General features: G+C 63.8%; 16 protein-coding genes, 1 tRNA gene and 1 other RNA gene. 17 read left to right on the top strand and 1 reads right to left on the bottom strand.

Translation table 11 applies throughout. From position 1 onward, the window contains the following. Window positions 1-42: 42 nt before the first annotated feature. The 5 genes from ACCQ06_RS14715 to ACCQ06_RS14695 all read left to right on the top strand — a co-directional run bounded on the left by ACCQ06_RS14715 (window position 43) and on the right by ACCQ06_RS14695 (window position 4,521). On the top strand, window positions 43-726 hold the full coding sequence (locus tag ACCQ06_RS14715; RefSeq protein ID WP_104615896.1) for a methylamine utilization protein: 684 nt from the start codon (window positions 43-45) through the stop codon (window positions 724-726). Then, the gene (locus ACCQ06_RS14710; protein WP_104615897.1) at window positions 723-3,089 is read left to right on the top strand and encodes a putative bifunctional diguanylate cyclase/phosphodiesterase; all 2,367 of its coding nucleotides are present in this window, start codon (window positions 723-725) and stop codon (window positions 3,087-3,089) included. Before ACCQ06_RS14715 ends, ACCQ06_RS14710 begins: the two co-directional genes overlap by 4 nt. Window positions 3,090-3,139: 50 nt before the next feature. Beyond that, window positions 3,140-3,958: a DUF3034 family protein gene (locus ACCQ06_RS14705; protein ID WP_372365822.1), complete on the top strand. Its 819-nt coding sequence runs from the start codon at window positions 3,140-3,142 to the stop codon at window positions 3,956-3,958. Next, on the top strand, window positions 3,958-4,383 hold the full coding sequence (locus tag ACCQ06_RS14700; RefSeq protein WP_104615899.1) for a group I truncated hemoglobin: 426 nt from the start codon (window positions 3,958-3,960) through the stop codon (window positions 4,381-4,383). Before ACCQ06_RS14705 ends, ACCQ06_RS14700 begins: the two co-directional genes overlap by 1 nt. A gap of 61 nt (window positions 4,384-4,444) precedes the next feature. Continuing rightward, window positions 4,445-4,521, top strand: a non-coding RNA gene (locus ACCQ06_RS14695) — sX9 sRNA. An 87-nt stretch (window positions 4,522-4,608) separates the two neighbouring features. Here ACCQ06_RS14695 and ACCQ06_RS14690 read toward each other — a convergent pair. After that, window positions 4,609-5,409 (bottom strand): SDR family NAD(P)-dependent oxidoreductase, encoded by an 801-nt coding sequence (locus tag ACCQ06_RS14690; RefSeq protein ID WP_316686812.1) that lies wholly within the window; start codon window positions 5,407-5,409, stop codon window positions 4,609-4,611. A gap of 112 nt (window positions 5,410-5,521) precedes the next feature. On the opposite strand from ACCQ06_RS14690, the gene tpiA reads away from it, so the two are divergent. From tpiA to nuoI, 12 genes are all read left to right on the top strand, one after another. Continuing rightward, the gene (gene tpiA / locus ACCQ06_RS14685) at window positions 5,522-6,277 is read left to right on the top strand and encodes a triose-phosphate isomerase (RefSeq protein WP_316686811.1); all 756 of its coding nucleotides are present in this window, start codon (window positions 5,522-5,524) and stop codon (window positions 6,275-6,277) included. A 33-nt stretch (window positions 6,278-6,310) separates the two neighbouring features. After that, window positions 6,311-6,784 carry a preprotein translocase subunit SecG gene (gene secG, locus ACCQ06_RS14680; RefSeq protein WP_104615902.1) on the top strand — a complete coding sequence of 158 codons (474 nt, stop codon included), beginning with the start codon at window positions 6,311-6,313 and terminating at the stop codon, window positions 6,782-6,784. 49 nt (window positions 6,785-6,833) lie between these two features. Further along, window positions 6,834-6,918 (top strand) — tRNA-Leu (locus ACCQ06_RS14675). A 105-nt stretch (window positions 6,919-7,023) separates the two neighbouring features. Then, a complete protein-coding gene (locus ACCQ06_RS14670) occupies window positions 7,024-7,380 on the top strand; it encodes an NADH-quinone oxidoreductase subunit A (protein ID WP_005991364.1) in 357 nt (118 codons plus the stop codon). Then, window positions 7,371-7,925: a NuoB/complex I 20 kDa subunit family protein gene (locus tag ACCQ06_RS14665; RefSeq protein ID WP_316686807.1), complete on the top strand. Its 555-nt coding sequence runs from the start codon at window positions 7,371-7,373 to the stop codon at window positions 7,923-7,925. The genes ACCQ06_RS14670 and ACCQ06_RS14665 overlap by 10 nt, the downstream gene beginning before the upstream one ends. A gap of 36 nt (window positions 7,926-7,961) precedes the next feature. Then, window positions 7,962-8,714, top strand: a complete 753-nt coding sequence (locus tag ACCQ06_RS14660; protein ID WP_316686804.1) for an NADH-quinone oxidoreductase subunit C — start codon at window positions 7,962-7,964, stop codon at window positions 8,712-8,714. Then, window positions 8,711-10,018: an NADH-quinone oxidoreductase subunit D gene (locus ACCQ06_RS14655; protein ID WP_104615904.1), complete on the top strand. Its 1,308-nt coding sequence runs from the start codon at window positions 8,711-8,713 to the stop codon at window positions 10,016-10,018. The genes ACCQ06_RS14660 and ACCQ06_RS14655 overlap by 4 nt, the downstream gene beginning before the upstream one ends. After that, window positions 10,015-10,542: an NADH-quinone oxidoreductase subunit NuoE gene (gene nuoE / locus ACCQ06_RS14650; protein ID WP_005991372.1), complete on the top strand. Its 528-nt coding sequence runs from the start codon at window positions 10,015-10,017 to the stop codon at window positions 10,540-10,542. The genes ACCQ06_RS14655 and nuoE overlap by 4 nt, the downstream gene beginning before the upstream one ends. Window positions 10,543-10,545: 3 nt before the next feature. Further along, window positions 10,546-11,880: an NADH-quinone oxidoreductase subunit NuoF gene (nuoF, locus tag ACCQ06_RS14645; protein WP_104615905.1), complete on the top strand. Its 1,335-nt coding sequence runs from the start codon at window positions 10,546-10,548 to the stop codon at window positions 11,878-11,880. Continuing rightward, complete coding sequence (gene nuoG / locus ACCQ06_RS14640; RefSeq protein ID WP_316686794.1) at window positions 11,877-14,111, top strand: NADH-quinone oxidoreductase subunit NuoG; 2,235 nt, start codon at window positions 11,877-11,879, stop codon at window positions 14,109-14,111. Before nuoF ends, nuoG begins: the two co-directional genes overlap by 4 nt. After that, entirely contained in the window at window positions 14,108-15,199 is a 1,092-nt protein-coding gene (gene nuoH / locus ACCQ06_RS14635) for an NADH-quinone oxidoreductase subunit NuoH (protein ID WP_316686793.1), read from the top strand. The genes nuoG and nuoH overlap by 4 nt, the downstream gene beginning before the upstream one ends. A gap of 3 nt (window positions 15,200-15,202) precedes the next feature. Next, the gene (nuoI, locus tag ACCQ06_RS14630; RefSeq protein ID WP_104615908.1) at window positions 15,203-15,691 is read left to right on the top strand and encodes an NADH-quinone oxidoreductase subunit NuoI; all 489 of its coding nucleotides are present in this window, start codon (window positions 15,203-15,205) and stop codon (window positions 15,689-15,691) included. The last annotated feature ends 4 nt before the right edge of the window (window positions 15,692-15,695 follow it).

Genomic DNA, 15,695 nt, shown 5'->3' with positions numbered 1-15,695 from the left:
GCGCCCGCTACCGATTGCACGAGGCAGGGGACGCGCATGCGGATGCGGTGGTTACAACAAAAAGGTGCGGTGTCGTTACTGGCGCTGAGTGGCGCAGTGGCACCGGCCGCAGCGACCCCGGTCAGCGTCACTGTGACCGATGCCAACGGTGTCCTGGTCGATGCGGTGGTCAGTCTGGAACTGCCGCGGCCCGCTGCAGCCAGCCCGGGCAAGATGTTGGAGATGGATCAGGTCAACTCGCAATTCGTGCCGGCGGTCTTGGTGGTGCGCACCGGCACTTCGGTACGGTTTCCGAACAACGATCAGATCCGCCATCAGGTGTATTCGTTCTCGCCCGCCAAACGCTTCGAATTGCCGCTGTTTCAGGGCACTACCGCCGCGCCGGTGCGGTTCGATCAGGCCGGTCTGGTCACGGTGGGCTGCAACATTCATGACTGGATGCTGGGCTATATCGTGGTGCTGGAGACGCCGTATTTCGGCAAGACCGGCAGCGATGGCCGTGTGCAACTCGATGCTCCGGCAGGCACCTACACGCTGCGCGTCTGGCATCCACGCATCAAGGGCGCGGCAGTGGGCGAGCCGCTGGTGATTGCGCGTGATGCCTTGCAACGCAAGGTCACCTTGCAGACCACCGGCGCCGCTCCGGTCGTCGCGCCACCGGACGAGCGCGTGCGTGCGCTGCAGGACAAGTTCCGCCACGCCGACCCCAAGAAGCCGCACCCATGAGGGCGATGCGCCTGCACACGCGCATCGCGGTCTTGCTGGTGCTGGTCGTGCTGGCCACGCAGGCGTTGACCTTCATCGCCGTGCAGCTGGCAACCGAGCGCAGCGTCAAGGCGCAACTGGGCGAAGAACTGCAGATCGGCGAGCGCGTCTGGCAGCGCATCAATCTGCGCCGCGACGAGCAGCTGCTGCAATCGGCGTCGGTGCTGGCAGACGACTTCGGCTTTCGTGCCGCGGTGGCCAGCGGCGATGTGCCTACCATGCAATCGGCGCTGCGCAATCATGCCGCGCGCATGTCTGCGCAGACCGCAGTGCTGCTCTCGCCGGATGGCGAATTTTTGACCGGGCTGGCCGACCTTCCGCAGGCCGAACAGTTGCGCGCGGTGCAGGCGTTGTTGCAACAGGCGCAACGCGATGGGCGTGCAGTTGGTGTGGTTGCCCTGGATCAACACATCGTGCGTCTGGCCGTGGTGCAGGTGCTGGCGCCCAGCCGCGTTGGCTGGATCGCCATCGGCAACGAATCCGGCGACGGCCTGGCCCAGGATTTCCGCAGCACGACGGGATTGGATGCCACGTTCTTTACCGATGGTCCGCCGGTGCGCGTGCTGGCATCCACCCTGGAGCCTGTGGCGCGTCGCGAGTTTGCGCAGCAGTTGCCTGCCGCCGAGCACACGCAGGCGGCAGCGATTCCGCTCAACCTGGGTGAGTCGCGCTACCTGGTCAAACTGCAATCGCTCCAGGGCGACAGCCACGTGCGGGTGGCCTTGCAGGCCTCGCTCGATCGCGCGGTCGCGCCCTATCGCACACTCAAATTGCGCATTCTGCTGCTGGCAGGTTTGGCGACCGCCGCCGCGCTGTGCGTGGCGATCTTTCTGGCACGCGGCGTCAGCAAACCGGTCGCGCAACTGGTGCAGGCCGCGCGACGCATCCAGCGCGGCGATTATCAGACGGCGGTGGACGTTCCGCCCGGTCGCGAGCTCGCCGAACTGGCCGATAGCTTCGGGCGCATGCAGCATCAGATCGCCAGCCGCGAGCAACACATCCTGCACCAGGCGCGGCACGACGCATTGACCGGGCTGCCCAACCGGGTCTGGTTGCTGGAACGACTGAAAGACGTGACCGCGCAGACTGTCGCCTCTGGCGGCACCGCGGCGGTGCTGATCCTGGATCTGGATCGCTTCAAGGAACTCAACGACAGCCTTGGTCATGATTTTGCCGACCAGTTGCTGGTCGAGGCCGGACGCAGGCTCGCCGAGGTGGTGCAGGAACCAAACCTGGTCGGGCGGCTGGGCAGCGATGAGTTCATGGTGATCGTGGCGCATGCCGATGCGACCACCGTGCAGCAGGACGCACAACGCCTGCTGCTGCAATTGCGTCGTCCGCTGGCGTTGCCGCAGGCACGCATCCAGCTCGAAGCCAGTATCGGCATCGCCCTGATTCCCGAACATGGCGCCGACCCGGACACCTTGTTGCGCCGCGCCGATATTGCGCGACGGCAGGTTGGAGATATCGCCACCATCGGTGCCAGCGTCTACCGCATGGGACAGGACGAACAGCATCTGCGGCGGCTGCGCCTGACCGGCGATCTGCGCCAGGCCATTGGCGGTAACGAGTTGACTCTGCGCTTCCAGCCCAAGATCTGCCTGCGCAGCGATCGCGTCGAACAGGTCGAAGTGCTGGTGCGTTGGCATCACCCGACGCTGGGCCCGATCGGGCCGGACGAATTCATTCCGCTGGCCGAGCATTCCGGCGTCATCCATCCACTGACCCGCTTCGTGCTGGACGAGGCGCTGCGCTGCCAGGCGCGCTGGCGCACGCAAGGGCTGGAGCTGGGCATGGCGATCAACCTCTCGGCGCTGGATCTCGCCGATCCAGGCTTGCCCGATTATGTGCGTGCGCGGCTGGAACAGCATGCGGTGCCGGCGCAGTCGGTCACGCTGGAATTGACCGAAAGCGCCTTGATGCGCGATGTCGAATCCGCGCTGCACATGCTGCATCAACTGCGCAGCGTCGGCGTGCGTCTGTCCATCGACGATTTCGGCACCGGCTATTCCTCGTTGGCCCAACTCAAGCGCATGCCGGTGAACGAATTGAAGATCGACAAGAGCTTCGTCATGCAGCTGGCCGAAGGTACCGACGATGCCTTCATCGTGCGCAGCACCATCGATCTGGGTCACAACCTGGGCCTGAGCGTGATCGCCGAAGGCGTCGAAAACGCCACTGCACTCGATCTGTTGCGCGGCTATGGCTGCGACATGGTGCAGGGCTATCTCTATGCACCGCCGCTGGAGCAGGCACCCTTCGTGGCGTGGTGCATGCGCCAACTCGGGATGTCCGCGCACTCGCAGATCGGAGCGCAAGGATGACGCATCGTTTCCGCGCCGCGCTCGTTTTGGCAGTGTGCAGTGTCGCGCTGATGCCAGCGCTTGCGGTTGCCGGCGACGGCCGCCTGCTCGCCACCGGCGGCGTGTCGATGATCGAAGGCAGCAGCGGTGGCGGCATCGTGCCGTGGGCCACGTTGTCCGGTTATGGCACGCGCGATGAGCTCGGCACCGTGCTGTTTGCCACGCATGTGGACAGTGGTGATTACCGGCTTGATGTGCAAGGCGCCGCGCTGACGGTCGGCAACCGGCTGGAACTGTCGCTCGCGCGCCAGCGCCTGGATCTGGGCACCTTGCAGGATCGCCTTGCATTGCCGTGGAACGCGCTTGGCCAGGATGTCTTCGGCGCCAAGCTGCGCGTGTATGGCGATCTGGTCTACGGGCGCGCCCCGCAAGTCAGCGTCGGCGTGCAGTACAAGCGTTTGCGCGACGGTACGCTGCCACTGGCCATCGGTGCGCGCGACGACCACGGCACCGATGTGTATGTCAGCGCCTGCAGGCTGCTGTTGCAGGGCGCCGGCGGCTATCAATTGCTGCTCAACGGTACGCTGCGCGCGACCCGCGCCAATCAGACCGGGTTGCTCGGCTTCGGCGGCGATCGTCGCAACAGCTATCGACTGGTCCCTGAGGCAAGCGCTGCGGTCGTGCTGTCGCCGTCGTGGGTGGTTGGTGTGGAATATCGCGACAAGCCGGACAATCTGGGCTTTGCGCGCGAACAGGCCTGGGCCGATGGTTTTGTCGCCTGGTTCCCCAACAAGCATGTCTCGCTGACTGCGGCCTGGGCCGATCTTGGCGACATCGCCACGCTGACCAACCAGCGCGGCCCGTATCTCTCCTTGCAGGTAGCGTTCTGATGAATCGATGGCTGCGGTGGTCCCTGCTATGCGCGCTGAGCTTGAGTGCCTGCGCCACCACGCAGCCGCCTCAAACGCTGTATGACGAACTCGGTGGGCAGGCCGGCATCGAGGCGCTGGTGGAAACCATGTTGTCGCGCATTGCCGACGATCAACGCATCGTCGACAAGTTCGCGCGGGTCAACATCGTCATGCTCAACGCGCGTCTGGTGCAGAAGTTCTGCCATGTCGCCGATGGCCCGTGCCCGGATACCGCCAAATCGATGCAACAGGCGCATGCGCATCTGGCCATCCGCGAGGGCGATTTCAACGCCCTGGTCGAAGATCTCAACTGGGCAATGGATCAACAAAAGATCCCGCGCCGCACCCAGAATCGCCTGTTGACACGATTGGCCGCCATGCACGGCGAGATCGTCAATCACTAAGAGCGGCTAACAAGCCGACTGTGCTCACCGCCACGCGGGCGCGGCCGGTGCTCGGTGCGGCATGGTCCACGCGTCCACGTCGTTTCTGAGGGCGCCGTCCGCACCCACCTGACGACTGCTCGCCAGGTTTTGTGAGTTGCTCCAAGTTTCGGAGTTGCATGCCGCACGCAACGGCCGTGCAGAGCCGATGCTTCGCGATGCCACTGCCAAGCGGCGGTGAGGTATTCAATCCAGGGGTCTTACCCGATGCGAGCCGCGCGCCATCAGCCGCAGCGCTACCGCATGCGGCAACAGGCGCAGGCCGGCATTGATCAGCCGATAGCGCCAGCCCGGCACCGCAAGCACCTGGCCGCGCTCCAATGCGGCGATGCCGTACTCGGCCACCGCATCGGCCTGCAGCCAGGTCCAGCCGGGCAGGGTGGACATCGCTTCGCGGGTGCCGGTGACATCGTGGAACTCCGACCATGCAAAGCCCGGACACAGCGCGCACACCTTCACTGCGCAATCGGCGTTCTCCAGCGCCAGCGACTCGCTGAAGCGCAACATGAAGCTCTTGCTGGCCGCATACAGCGTCTGCCCGTCGGCACTGGGCGTGAGTGCGGCAAACGATGCGACGTTGAGAATGCGGCCCTGGCCGCTGGCACGGATCATCGGCAACAACCGCCAGGTCAGCTCGCACACTGCGCCGATCATCACCTGCAGAAAGCGCGCATGCGTGACCCAGTCGTTGTACAGGTAACGCCCCGGCACGCCGTAGCCGGCGTTGTTGACCAGCGTGCCCACTGTCCAGCCATTGCGCTGGATCTGCGCCACCAGCGCTTCGGCCGCCGCAGGGTCGGCCAGGTCGGCCGGCAGCACCTCCACCCGCACCTGCGCGCCCAGTTCGGCAGCCAGTGCCTGTAGTCGGTCCACCCGACGTGCGGTCAGGATCAATGGCACACCCCGTTTGGCGTATGCCCGCGCAATCTCGCGGCCGATGCCGCTGGAAGCACCGGTGACCAGCGCGAAGACAGGCGAAACGGACATGGCAGGTTCCTGTTGGGGGAGGGGTGGGACAGGCGACGGACAGAAGTGTGCCGGTTGCCGACAGGGCATGGGCTATTCTGTCGCCTGTCTTCCACTCAGGAACCTGCGCCTGATGCGTCGAAAGATCGTTGCTGGAAATTGGAAGCTGCATGGCAGCCGCGCCTTCGCCACCGAACTGGTGGCCCAGGTTGCCGCGCACATGCCCCTGGCGGGTGTCGATGTCGTCATCCTGCCGCCACTGCCTTACCTCGGCGACCTGATCGAGGATTTCGAGGCGCATCACCTGTCCTTTGGAGCCCAGGACGTCAGCAGCAACGAGAAGGGCGCCTACACCGGCGAGGTCTCGGCCACGATGCTGGTGGATGTCGGCGCCGAATACGGGTTGGTCGGTCACTCCGAACGCCGCCAGTACCACCAGGAAAGCAGCGAGCTGGTGGCGCGCAAATTTGCCGCCGCCCTCCATGCCGGCTTGATCCCGGTGCTGTGCGTTGGGGAATCCCTGGAACAGCGTGAAGCCGGTCAGACGGAGGCAATCCTACGTGCCCAGTGCGAACCGGTGCTGGCATTGGTCGGCAGCGAGGGCTTTGCCCGCGCGGTGCTGGCCTATGAACCGATCTGGGCGATCGGGACCGGACGCACTGCCAGCCCGGAGCAGGCGCAGGCCGTGCACGCCTTCCTGCGTGGCGAAGTCGCGAAGGCGGATGCTAGAATTGCCGACTGTCTGCCCATCCTGTACGGGGGCAGTGTCAAGCCCGACAACGCCAGCGAGCTGTTCGCGCAGCCCGATGTCGATGGTGGGCTTGTCGGAGGCGCCTCCTTGGTGGCCGAAGATTTCCTGGCCATTGCGCGTGCGGCGGCCGCTTGTTAACCCATTAAGTTTTGTCCGGGGACGGATTTCGAAATGCTGATGTTGATCCTCAATGTGGTCTACGTGCTGGTCGCGCTGGCGATGATTGCGCTGATCCTGATGCAGCGTGGTGCGGGTGCGGCGGCCGGTTCGGGCTTCGGCGCGGGCGCCTCGGGCACGGTGTTCGGTTCGCAGGGCGCGTCGAACTTCCTGTCCAAGTCGACCAAGTGGCTGGCGGTGGTGTTTTTCAGCATCAGCCTGTTCATGGCGTGGTACGCCACCCACGGCGCCCGTCCGACCGATCAGAACCTGGGCGTGATGTCGCAGTCCGCCACCCCGGCACCGGCTGCGGCCGGTGAGCTGACCCAGCCGTTGCCGCAGTCGCCTGCCACTGGCGCGGTACCGACCGCTCCGTCGCAGCCTGCTCCTGCCGCCGCGCCCGCTGCTGCACCGGTGCAGGCCGCACCTGCGCCGTCGACGCCCGCGGCCAGCGAAGAAAACGCTTCGGAACCAGCACAAAAACGCTGAAGCCGGTTACAATACGCTGCGCACTGGGATGCCCAGCGGCGCAACGTATGCCCAGGTGGCGGAATTGGTAGACGCACTACCTTGAGGTGGTAGCGACTTAGGTCGTAGGGGTTCGAGTCCCCTCTTGGGCACCATTGTTTGGCTGCAGTTCCTGCGCATTGCGATGTGTCGCGCGCGGGGTCTGCCTATACCCCATGCCGGCACGCGGCGCGTGCGGGCAGAGGCAAGAGAGAATCGCTGTGCTGGCCGAATATTTGCCGAGTCTGCTGTTTCTGATCGTCGCCACCGGCATCGGCATCGTGCTGATGTTGATTGGTCGGTTTCTCGCTCCGCGCAGCCCGGACGCGCGCAAGCTTTCGCCGTACGAGTGTGGCTTCGAGGCATTCGAAGACGCGCGCATGAAGTTCGATGTGCGCTACTACCTCATCGCGATCCAGTTCATCGTGTTCGACCTGGAAATCATCTTCATCGTGCCGTGGACACAGGTGTTCATGGAGATCGGCGCACGTTCGCTGGTCACCATGGGGCTGTTCGTCGGCATGTTGTTCCTCGGCTTTATCTACGTGTGGAAGAAGGGAGCGCTGGAATGGGAGTGATTCAGACCCTGGATCGTCTGATGACCAACCCGATGCCGGAAGGCCGGGTGGAAGACATCCTGCGCCCGGACGGCGAAAACCTGCTGCTCGAAAAGGGCTACGTGACTACCAGCGTCGACGCATTGTTGAACTGGGCGCGGACCGGTTCGATGTGGCCGATGACCTTCGGTCTGGCCTGCTGTGCTGTGGAAATGATGCACGCCGGCGCTTCGCGTCTGGATCTGGACCGTTACGGCGTGGTGTTCCGCCCGTCGCCGCGCCAGTCCGACGTGATGATCGTGGCCGGCACCCTGGTCAACAAGATGGCCCCGGCGCTGCGCAAGGTCTACGACCAGATGCCGGACCCGAAATGGGTCATTTCGATGGGCAGCTGCGCCAACGGCGGCGGCTACTATCACTATTCGTATTCGGTGGTGCGCGGTTGCGATCGCATCGTGCCGGTGGACATCTATGTCCCGGGCTGCCCGCCGACCGCCGAGGCGCTGGTCTACGGCATCTTGCAGCTGCAGAAGAAGATCTGGCGTACCCAGACGATCGCGCGCTGACACCCGTCTTCTCCTACCGAGAGCAGCCAAGCCCCCATGGCAGAGCAAGCATCTTCCTTCACTGACCGACTTGCGGCACGTTTCGCCGGTGCGCAGATCGCCGTGGCATTGCCGCGCGGCGAGGTGACGCTGGAAGTCGCCGCGGCCGATTGGCATGCGACCTGTCTCGCACTGCGCGACGAGCTCGGTTTCGAGCAGCTCAGCGACCTGTGCGGCGTCGATTACCTGGGCTACGGCAGCGACGAGTGGGATACCGCCGATGTGTCGTCGCAGGGGTTCAGTCGTGGCGTCGAAGGCAAGGCCGTCGGTCGCTTCGGTTGGGGCGAATTTCCCAGCCAGGAAAGCTCAACCGGCGCGCATGCGCAGCACATGCCCAAACAGCGTTTTGCGGTGGTCGCCCAACTGATTTCCTACCAGCACAACCAGCGTCTGCGTGTGCGTTGCTACGCACCGGACGAGCAGGTGCCGGTGGTGGCGTCGGTCACCGATATCTGGCCGGGCGTGAACTGGTTCGAGCGCGAAGCATTCGACCTGTTCGGCATCGTGTTCGACGGTCACCCGGACCTGCGCCGCATCCTGACCGACTACGGATTCGTCGGCCACCCGTTCCGCAAGGATTTCCCGCTGATCGGCAACGTCGAAGTGCGTTACGACGAAGAGCGCAAGCGCGTGGTGTACGAACCGGTCACCTCGGTCGAGCCGCGCGTCGGTGTGCCGCGCGTGATTCGCGACGATGCCCGTTATGAGACTGCCGCCGGTGAAGTGGGCAAGTCGGAGACCGCCAAGTGAGTGAGTTCCGCCAGGCAACCGATGCCTTCGCGAGCAATCCTGTCGAAAGCAAGCAGGAAATCCGCAATTACACGATGAACTTCGGCCCGCAGCATCCTGCGGCGCACGGCGTGCTGCGCCTGATCCTGGAAATGGACGGCGAGACCGTGGTGCGCGCCGATCCGCATATCGGCCTGCTGCACCGTGGCACCGAGAAGCTGGCCGAGTCCAAACCGTTCAACCAGTCGGTTCCGTACATGGATCGCCTGGATTACGTGTCGATGATGTGCAACGAGCACGCTTACGTGCGCGCGATCGAGTCCCTGATGGGCATCGAAGCGCCCGAGCGTGCGCAGTACATCCGCACCATGTTCGACGAGATCACCCGCATCAAGAACCACCTGATGTGGGTGGGTTCCAATGCGCTCGATCTGGGTGCGATGGCAGTGATGCTGTACGCGTTCCGCGAGCGCGAAGAATTGATGGACGTGTACGAGGCGGTCAGCGGCGCGCGCATGCACGCGGCCTACTACCGTCCCGGTGGCGTCTACCGCGATCTGCCCGATCGCATGCCGCAGTACAAGGAATCCCGCTGGCACAAGGGTGGGGCGCTGAAGAAGCGCAACGCTGCGCGCGAAGGCACGATGTTGGATTTCCTCGAGGATTTCACCAACACCTTCCCGGCGCGCGTGGACGAGTACGAAACGCTGCTGACCGATAACCGCATCTGGAAGCAGCGTACCGTCGACGTCGGCATCATCAGCCCGGATCTGGCGCGCGCCTGGGGCATGACCGGCCCGATGCTGCGTGGCTCGGGCATCGAGTGGGATTTGCGCAAGAAACAGCCGTATGCCAAGTACGACGCGGTGGATTTCGATATTCCGGTCGGCACCAACGGCGACTGCTACGACCGCTATCTGGTCCGCGTGGCCGAGATGCGCGAATCCAACCGCATCATCAAACAATGCGTGAAGTGGCTGAAGGCCAATCCTGGCCCGGTCATGGTCACCAATTTCAAGGTCGCTCCGCCAAGCCGCGAAGGCATGAAAGACGACATGGAAGCGCTGATCCATCACTTCAAGCTGTTCAGTGAAGGCTATTGCGTGCCGGCCGGCGAGACCTATTGCGCGGTCGAAGCGCCCAAGGGCGAGTTCGGCTGCTACCTGATGTCCGATGGCGCCAACAAGCCGTTCCGCCTGCATCTGCGCGCGCCCGGTTTTGCGCATCTGTCGTCGATGGATGCGGTGGTGCGCGGTTATTTGCTGGCCGACGTCGTGGCGATGATCGGTACTTACGATTTGGTTTTCGGTGAGGTTGACCGATGAAGGCGACGGGTAATTTCGAAGCGGCGCGCGACGTCGATCCGCAGGTGGTGCTGAGCGACAAGACGCGCGCGCACATCGATCATTGGCTGGCCAAGTTTCCGCCCGATCGCAAGCGTTCGGCGGTGCTGCAGGGCTTGCACGCGGCGCAGGAGCAGAACCAGGGCTGGCTGACCGACGAGTTGATCGTCGGCGTGGCCAAGTATCTGGAGCTGCCGCCGGTGTGGGCCTACGAGGTCGCCAGCTTCTACTCGATGTTCGAGACCGAGAAGGTCGGCCGCCACAACGTGGCGTTCTGCACCAACATCAGCTGCTGGCTCAACGGCGCCGAAGATCTGCTGGCGCACGCGGAAAAGAAACTGGGTTGCAAGCTGGGGCAATCGACGGCCGATGGCCGCGTCTACCTCAAGCGCGAAGAAGAGTGCCTGGCGGCCTGCTCGGCAGCGCCGATGATGGTCATCAACGGCCACTACCACGAGCACCTGACGAAAGAGAAGGTCGACGCGCTGCTGGACGGGCTGGAGTAAGACATGGCACATCATCACGCACCTACAGGTCCGGTCGGTCCGGCGCCGTTGCCGCATCAGGTCGTCTATACGACCCTGCATTACGACACGCCGTGGTCGTACGAGAGCTACCTCAAGACCGGTGGCTACGCCGCGCTGCGCAAGATCCTCGAAGAGAAGATCGCGCCGGCCGACGTCATCGAGATGGTCAAGGCATCGAATCTGCGCGGCCGTGGCGGCGCGGGTTTCCCGACCGGTCTGAAGTGGTCGTTCATGCCCAAGGGGAATATGCAGAAGTACATCCTGTGCAACTCGGACGAATCCGAGCCGGGAACCTGCAAGGACCGCGACATCCTCCGCTACAACCCGCATTCGGTGGTGGAGGGCATGGCGATCGCCTGCTACGCCACCGGCTCGACCGTGGGCTACAACTACCTGCGTGGCGAGTTCCACCACGAACCGTTCGAAAACTTCGAACTGGCGTTGGCCGATGCGTATGCCAACGGCTGGCTGGGCAAGAACATTCTCGGCAGCGGCGTGGATATCGATATCTACGGTGCGCTGGGTGCTGGCGCCTACATCTGCGGCGAAGAAACCGCACTGATGGAATCGCTGGAAGGCAAGAAAGGCCAGCCGCGCTACAAGCCGCCGTTCCCGGCGAATTTCGGCCTGTACGGCAAGCCGACCACCATCAACAACACCGAGACCTACGCGTCGGTGCCGGCGATCATTCGCAACGGCCCGGAGTGGTTCCTGGGGTTGAGCAAAACCAAGAACGGCGGCCCGAAGATCTTTTCGGTGTCCGGCTGCGTGCAGAAGGGCGGCAACTTCGAAGTGCCGCTCGGCACCACCTTCGACGAACTGCTGGAAATGGCCGGTGGCCTGCGTCCAGGCCGCACCCTCAAGGGCGTGGTACCTGGTGGCGTGTCGATGCCGGTGCTGAAGGCCGATCAGGTCGCTGGTCTGCAGATGGATTACGACACCTTGCGTGCGCTGGGCACCGGTCTGGGATCGGGCGCCATCGTGGTGCTGGACGACAGCGTGTGCTGCGTGCGTTTTGCCTGCCGCATCTCGCAGTTCTTCCACAAGGAATCGTGTGGCCAGTGCACCCCGTGCCGCGAAGGCACCGGCTGGATGCACCGCGTGCTCGAGCGCATCGTCGCCGGCAAGGCCACGATGGAAGACCTGCACCAGCTGCGTACCGTGGCCGGCCAGATCGAAGGACACACCATCTGCGCGTTCGGTGAAGCGGCAGCATGGCCGATTCAAGGCTTCCTGCGCCAGTTCTGGGACGAGTTCGAGTACTACATCGTCAACGGTCGTTCGATCGTCGACACGCACGTCGGAGTGGCCGCATGAGCGCCCAACCAGTGAACCCGAACGTGCCGCCGGATCATGTCACCGTCGAAATCGACGGGCAGAGTCTGGTCGTGCCGAAGGGCTCGATGATCATCCAGGCCGCCGACAAGGCCGGCATTCCCATCCCGCGCTTCTGCTATCACGAGAAGCTGCCGATCGCCGCCAACTGCCGCATGTGTCTGGTGGATGTCGAAAAGTCGCCCAAGCCGTCGCCGGCCTGCGCAACGCCGGTGATGGATGGCATGAAGATCGCCACGCGTAGCGAAAAGGCGCTGAAGTACCAGCGCAGCGTGATGGAATTTTTGCTGATCAATCACCCGCTGGACTGCCCGATCTGCGATCAGGGCGGCGAGTGCGAGTTGCAGGACGTCTCGCTCGGCTACGGCCGGTCGGTGAGCCGCTTCAACGAGCGCAAGCGCGTGGTGCCGGACGAGGATATCGGTCCGCTGGTCGCCACCGAAATGACCCGCTGCATCCAGTGCACCCGCTGCGTGCGCTTCACTGCAGACATCGCCGGCACCTACGAGCTGGGTGGCATGTACCGCGGTGAAAACCTGCAGATCGGCACCTACGACGGCAAGCCGCTGACCACCGAAATTTCCGGCAACGTCATCGACGTCTGCCCGGTGGGCGCGTTGACCAACAAGGTGTTCCAGTTCCGCGCACGTCCGTGGGAATTGATGGCGCGTGAATCGCTGGGTTACCACGATGCGATGGGCTCGAACCTGTTCCTGCACGTGCGTCGTGGCGAAGTGCTGCGCACCGTGCCGCGCGAGAATGAAGCAGTCAACGAATGCTGGCTGTCCGATCGCGACCGTTATTCGCATCAGGGTCTGTACGCCGAAGACCGCGCGGGCAAGCCGCTGAAGAAGGTCAACGGCGAGTGGACCGAAGTGAGCTGGACCGAAGGTCTGGCCGCTGCGACCCAGATCCTGCGTGACAACGCCGGCGATCAGCTTGGCGTGCTGGTGCATCCGTCCACTTCGAACGAGGAAGGTGCGCTGCTGGCACGTCTGGCCGAAGGCCTCGGCAGCGGCAATCTGGATCACCGTCTGCTCAATCGGGATTTCTCCGACGCTGCGGTTGCCGAAGTCTTTGCAACGCCGCTGGCCGAGATCGAGCAGGCTGACGTGGTGGTGCTGTTCGGCACCAACGTGCGTCACGAGCTGCCGTTGCTGCATGCACGTCTGCGCAAGGCGCACATCCAGAACCGCACGCAGATCCATTCGGTCAACCCGGTCGATTTCGATTTCGCCTTTACCCAGGCCAGCCGTACCGTGGTCGCGCCTTCGCAGCTGGCAAGCGCACTTGACGACGCCGCGCTACGCGATGCGGTCAAGGGCGCAACGCGCGCCGTGATCGTGGTTGGTGCACTGGCTGAAAATCATCCGCAGGCGGCGGCACTGCGTGCTGCTGCACGCGACTTTGCTGCCGCAACGGGCGCCTCGCTGTGCCGTATCCCGCAGGGTGCGAACGCGATGGGTCTGGTGTCGCAAGGTGTGTTGCCCACCGCGCGTGATGTAGCCAGCATGCTGGCGCAGCCGCGTCAGGCGTATGTGTTGTACGGCATCGAGCCCGGCCTGGATTTTGCCGACGCGGCCGCTGCCCGCAGCGCGCTGGCCGGTGCCAAGGTCGTTGCCTTCAGTCAGTTCGCCTGCGCTTCAACGCGCGATGTGGCCGATGTGATCCTGCCGATCGGTGCATTGCCGGAAATCGATGCCTCGTTGACCAATCTCGACGGTCGCGTGCAGACGGCGCGTGCCGCAGGCCGCTTGCCGGTCGAAGCGCGCGAAGGCTGGCGTGTGCTGCGTGCGCTGGGTGGCGAGCTGGGTCTGGCCGGTTTCGAGTTCATCGATCTGGTCGGCCTGCGTGCCGGCATGCAGAATCGCGATGTGCGCCCGGTGGCCTCGGCTCAGCCGCAGGTGGCAAGCGACGGGCTGGAAGTCGCGGCGACCGCTGCGATCTACCGCACCGATGCGGTGGTGCGTCGCGCCGCTGCGCTGCAGTCGCATCCGCTCAACATCGCGCCGTGTGTCGCGATGCATCCGGAGCAGGCTGCCCAGTTGCAGATTGGCGACGGCCAGATGGTCAAGGTCGGCACCGACGCGGGTAAGGCGACGTTGCCGGTGGTGCTCGACAAGCGCGTTGCACCGGGGACGGTGTGGATTGAATCCGGCCATGGCGCAACCGCGCCGCTTGGTGCCGGTCGCGTAACGGTGGTGGCTGCATGAACGAATTGCTGTTGAACGTGGTCGACCCCCTGCACCAGTGGTTTCTCGGGCTGGGCGATGGCGGCATCCTGCTGTGGACCGTGTTGAAGATCCTGTTGATCGCCGTGCCGGTGATCGTCTCGGTGGCCTTCTACGTGGTTTGGGAGCGCAAGCTGATCGGCTGGATGCACGTGCGTCACGGGCCCATGTACGTGGGCATGGGCATCTTTCAGGCCTTCGCCGACGTGTTCAAGCTCCTGTTCAAGGAGATCCTGCAGCCCAGCAGCTCGCACAAGGCGATGTTCATCATCGCGCCGCTGTTGACGCTGGCGCCTGCATTCGCGGCGTGGTCAGTGGTGCCGTTCGATGCGCAGCTGGTGCTGTCCAATGCCAATGTCGGTTTGCTGTATCTGCTGGCGATGACCTCGCTGGGCGTGTACGGCATCATCCTGGCCGGCTGGGCATCCAACTCCAAATACGCGTTTCTGGGCGCGATGCGCTCTGCCGCGCAGGTCGTCAGCTACGAAATTGCGATGGGTTTTGCGTTGGTCGGCGTGATGATCGCTTCCGGCAGCGTCAACCTGAGCCAGATCGTGTTGGCACAGGGCGGTAATTCGGGCTTCTTCGACTGGTTCCTGATTCCGCTGTTCCCGCTGTTCATCGTGTACTGGGTGTCCGGCGTTGCCGAAACCAACCGCGCGCCGTTCGACGTGGTGGAAGGCGAATCGGAAATCGTCGCCGGCCACATGGTGGAATACTCGGGCGGTGCATTCGCACTGTTCTTCCTGGCCGAATACGCCAACATGATCCTGGTCAGCTTCCTGATCTCGATCTTCTTCCTCGGTGGCTGGTTGAGCCCGATCCAGGGTTGGGTCACAGCGGATATCTCGCCGTGGGTCAATTGGGTGTGGACCGGCGGTTGGCCGTGGCTGCTGATGAAGGTGTTCTTCTTCGCCAGCGCCTACATCTGGTTCCGTGCCAGCTTCCCGCGTTATCGCTACGACCAGATCATGCGTCTGGGTTGGAAGGTGTTTATTCCGCTTACGATCGTATGGATCGCAGTGACGGCGTTGATGGTGTTTTACGGCGTGATCCAGAAGGGCGTGTAACTGATGAACAAGATCACCCATTACTTCAAGAGCTTGCTCCTGCTCGAACTGCTCGCAGGCCTGTGGCTGACGTTGAAATACACGTTCAAGCCCAAGTACACCGTGCTGTACCCGATGGAGAAGTTTCCGCAGTCGCCGCGTTTCCGTGGCTTGCATGCGCTGCGTCGCTATCCCAATGGCGAAGAGCGTTGCATCGCCTGCAAGCTGTGCGAGGCGGTGTGCCCGGCGTTGGCGATCACCATCGACTCGGCCAAGCGCGAGGACGGCTCGCGCCGTACCACGCGTTACGACATCGATCTGTTCAAGTGCATCTTCTGTGGCTTCTGCGAAGAAAGCTGCCCGGTGGACTCGATCGTCGAGACGCACATCCTCGAGTACCACTTCGAGAAGCGTGGCGAGAATATTGTCAACAAGCCGCAGCTGCTGGCGATCGGAGACCGGCTAGAAGCCGAGATCGCCGAGCGTCGCGCTGCCGATGCCGCCTTCCGTTGAGGTC

This window comes from Xanthomonas sp. NCPPB 4467 (assembly GCF_041475665.2).
GTDB classification, from domain to species: Bacteria; Pseudomonadota; Gammaproteobacteria; order Xanthomonadales; family Xanthomonadaceae; genus Xanthomonas; species Xanthomonas dyei.
The sequence above is the reverse complement of the archived record's forward strand: the minus strand, read 5'-3'. Positions and strand labels throughout refer to the sequence as shown.

Bases quoted from the DNA above. Each gene is read 5' to 3' on its own strand.
- ACCQ06_RS14715 (WP_104615896.1), top strand. From the start codon at position 43: ATGCGGTGGTTACAACAAAAAGGTGCGGTGTCGTTACTGGCGCTGAGT.
- ACCQ06_RS14710 (WP_104615897.1), top strand. From the start codon at position 723: ATGAGGGCGATGCGCCTGCACACGCGCATCGCGGTCTTGCTGGTGCTG.
- ACCQ06_RS14705 (WP_372365822.1), top strand. From the start codon at position 3,140: ATGCCAGCGCTTGCGGTTGCCGGCGACGGCCGCCTGCTCGCCACCGGC.
- ACCQ06_RS14700 (WP_104615899.1), top strand. From the start codon at position 3,958: ATGAATCGATGGCTGCGGTGGTCCCTGCTATGCGCGCTGAGCTTGAGT.
- ACCQ06_RS14690 (WP_316686812.1), bottom strand. From the start codon at position 5,409: ATGTCCGTTTCGCCTGTCTTCGCGCTGGTCACCGGTGCTTCCAGCGGC.
- tpiA (WP_316686811.1), top strand. From the start codon at position 5,522: ATGCGTCGAAAGATCGTTGCTGGAAATTGGAAGCTGCATGGCAGCCGC.
- secG (WP_104615902.1), top strand. From the start codon at position 6,311: ATGCTGATGTTGATCCTCAATGTGGTCTACGTGCTGGTCGCGCTGGCG.
- ACCQ06_RS14665 (WP_316686807.1), top strand. From the start codon at position 7,371: ATGGGAGTGATTCAGACCCTGGATCGTCTGATGACCAACCCGATGCCG.
- ACCQ06_RS14660 (WP_316686804.1), top strand. From the start codon at position 7,962: ATGGCAGAGCAAGCATCTTCCTTCACTGACCGACTTGCGGCACGTTTC.
- nuoE (WP_005991372.1), top strand. From the start codon at position 10,015: ATGAAGGCGACGGGTAATTTCGAAGCGGCGCGCGACGTCGATCCGCAG.
- nuoF (WP_104615905.1), top strand. From the start codon at position 10,546: ATGGCACATCATCACGCACCTACAGGTCCGGTCGGTCCGGCGCCGTTG.
- nuoG (WP_316686794.1), top strand. From the start codon at position 11,877: ATGAGCGCCCAACCAGTGAACCCGAACGTGCCGCCGGATCATGTCACC.
- nuoH (WP_316686793.1), top strand. From the start codon at position 14,108: ATGAACGAATTGCTGTTGAACGTGGTCGACCCCCTGCACCAGTGGTTT.
- nuoI (WP_104615908.1), top strand. From the start codon at position 15,203: ATGAACAAGATCACCCATTACTTCAAGAGCTTGCTCCTGCTCGAACTG.